Source organism: Bradyrhizobium sp. U531 (assembly GCF_051710265.1).
Taxonomy (GTDB): Bacteria; Pseudomonadota; Alphaproteobacteria; order Rhizobiales; family Xanthobacteraceae; genus Bradyrhizobium.
Genome location: NZ_JASVEN010000028.1, coordinates 1 through 2,250, shown reverse-complemented (window position 1 = coordinate 2,250; position 2,250 = coordinate 1). Strand labels below are relative to the sequence as shown.

At 57.5% G+C, this 2,250-nt stretch carries 3 protein-coding genes; all 3 read right to left on the bottom strand.

Translation table 11 applies throughout. The features are described from left to right. Positions 1 to 82: 82 nt before the first annotated feature. Entirely contained in the window at positions 83 to 862 is a 780-nt protein-coding gene (locus QRQ56_RS39135) for an amino acid ABC transporter ATP-binding protein (RefSeq protein ID WP_438747109.1), read from the bottom strand. A 3-nt stretch (positions 863 to 865) separates the two neighbouring features. Continuing rightward, complete coding sequence (locus tag QRQ56_RS39130) at positions 866 to 1,264, bottom strand: amino acid ABC transporter permease (protein WP_438747108.1); 399 nt, start codon at positions 1,262 to 1,264, stop codon at positions 866 to 868. Next, positions 1,257 to 2,250 (bottom strand): IS3 family transposase (locus QRQ56_RS39125; protein ID WP_438747106.1); only part of this gene is annotated, 994 nt, incomplete at its 5' end. The genes QRQ56_RS39130 and QRQ56_RS39125, both read right to left, overlap by 8 nt.

Below are 2,250 nucleotides of genomic sequence, written 5' to 3'. Positions count from 1 at the left end.
GAGCCTACCGGCTCAAGGTGGGCAACGCCGACCTCTTCAGAAATTCAACAGAACCCGGGACATCCCCTCCTGCTCCTGCGCCCTAGCTAAGCCCAACCCCGCCGGCAGCTTGCGGATCTAACCTGAAGCGACTCAGAAAGCCTTTCGTCCTAGGGTTGGATGGGCGCAACAGAACTTCATCCGGCTTGCCGTGCTCGACGATCGCTCCTTCCGACATGAAATAGACCTCATCCGCCACCTCAAGAGCAAACGACATTTCATGTGTAACAAGTGCCATTGTGGTACCTTTACGTGCAAGGCTTCGAATTACGTCGAGAACTTCCCCAATTAGTTCTGGATCCACGGCTGATGTAGCCTCATCCAAGAGCAGTATCTCCGGCTCCATCGCCAGAGCGCGCGCTATGGCGACCCGTTGCTTTTGTCCTCCCGAGAGCTCCGACGGGTATGACGAGCCTCTGTTCGAAAGCCCCACTTGTTCTAACAGGTGATATGCAAGGTCTGTGGCCTCGGATTTTTTCGACCTTTTTACGGTTAATGGTCCTTCGATGACGTTCCGAAGCACTGACATATGTGGAAATAAGTTGAAGTGCTGGAAAACCATGCCTGTCCGAGAGCGAAAAGCGGAAACTTCGCGATCGCTTGGTCGCTGCCATTTGGGCCCGTAGCGGAATTCGGAATTTCCCATCCTCACGGTACCGCTGTCAGGCTGCTCAAGTAGATTGAGGCATCGCAACAGCGTGCTCTTCCCTGATCCAGAGGGTCCGATCAGCGCAACAACGCTGCTTTTGGCAACTCGCAGATTAACGCCCTTCAGCACCTTTAACGCGCCGAACGACTTATGAAGCTCCTCAATCTCGATCATTCGTCACCGACCTCTCGCGAGTTTTTTTTCGAGTCGGCGAGCTGATATTGTAACTGGAAACAAGACTATAAAATAGACCATGGCGATCATCGTATAGACCTCAAGAGGTCGATAGGTAGCCGCAGTGATAATCGACCCTTGATATAAGAGATCTCCAACAGCTAGCGTCGAAATCAAGGAGGTATTCTTTAGCTGGAGGACAGACTGATTAATGATCGGAGGGATCATAACGCGAAACGCCTGTGGCAAGATGATCCGACGCAAGCATTGGCCCCATCTCATGCCGACAGCGCGGCCTGCGTCCCATTGGCCTTTATCAATTGCGGCTATGCCTCCGCGAAATATCTCGGCGAAAAACGCTGCTGCATAGAGCGACTGACCTGCCGCTGAACTTTCATCCATTGGCGATTAGAGTCTCGGCGGATGTTACGCCGTTTGGCGCGGGGTGAGCAACGTGCGATCGGCGGAGCTGGTCGGGGTTGCGCAGCCGGTCGCACGTTGCGGTGAGGTTGGCGGAATAGGCCGCGGGTGTCAGATAGCCCAGCGACGAATGCGGGCGGTAGCTATTGTAGTCATGGGCCCACGCCGCAATCCTGGTTCGGGCGTGATCAAGGCCGAAGAACAGGGTTTCGTTGAGAAGCTCGTCTCGCATCCGGCCGTTGAAGCTTTCACAGAAGCCGTTCTGCATCGGTTTGCCTGGCGCGATAAAGTGCCAGGCAATCTGGTTGTCCTCTGACCAAGTCAGAATGGCGTTGCAGGTGAACTCGGTGCCGTTGTCCGAGACGATCATGCCAGGCTTGCCGCGGCGACCAATCAACGCCGTCAGCTCGCGCGCCACCCGCCGTCCCGGGATCGAAGTATCGGGGATCGCCGCCAGGCATTCCCGGGTCACGTCATCGACGATGTTGAGGATCCGGAACCGGCGTCCATTGGCAAACTGGTCATGGACAAAATCCAGCGACCAACGGGCATTCGGCCGGGCCTCGAGCAGGATCGGCGCCCGGGTGCCGACCGCGCGGCGGCGAGCCCGGCGCTTACGCACGCTGAGGCCTTCCTCCCGATAAAGCCGGTAGATACGGTTCAGCCCGGACGGCTCGCCATGCTGACGCAGCAGCACGAATAACCGCCGATAGCCGAAGCGCCGGCGGGCGTTGGCCAGTTCGCGCAGTTGGACCCGCAGTTCGGCATCGGGCGGCCGGCTCGACCGATAACGGATCATCTTGCGGTCGGCGCTGACGATGATGCAGGCCCGCCGTTCTGACAGTCCCAATTCGGCCTGCAGATGCGCGACAGCTTCGCGCTTGGCGGCGGGCCCTACCATTAATGGGATGACCCGCCCCGTCCTCTCAGTCAGACTGAGTTGGCTTTTGAAAGGAGGAAGCAATGAG

What these genes read in the sequence shown, in the direction of transcription:
- QRQ56_RS39135 (WP_438747109.1), bottom strand. Translation starts at nt 862, where the DNA reads ATGATCGAGATTGAGGAGCTTCATAAGTCGTTCGGCGCGTTAAAGGTG.
- QRQ56_RS39130 (WP_438747108.1), bottom strand. Translation starts at nt 1,264, where the DNA reads ATGGATGAAAGTTCAGCGGCAGGTCAGTCGCTCTATGCAGCAGCGTTT.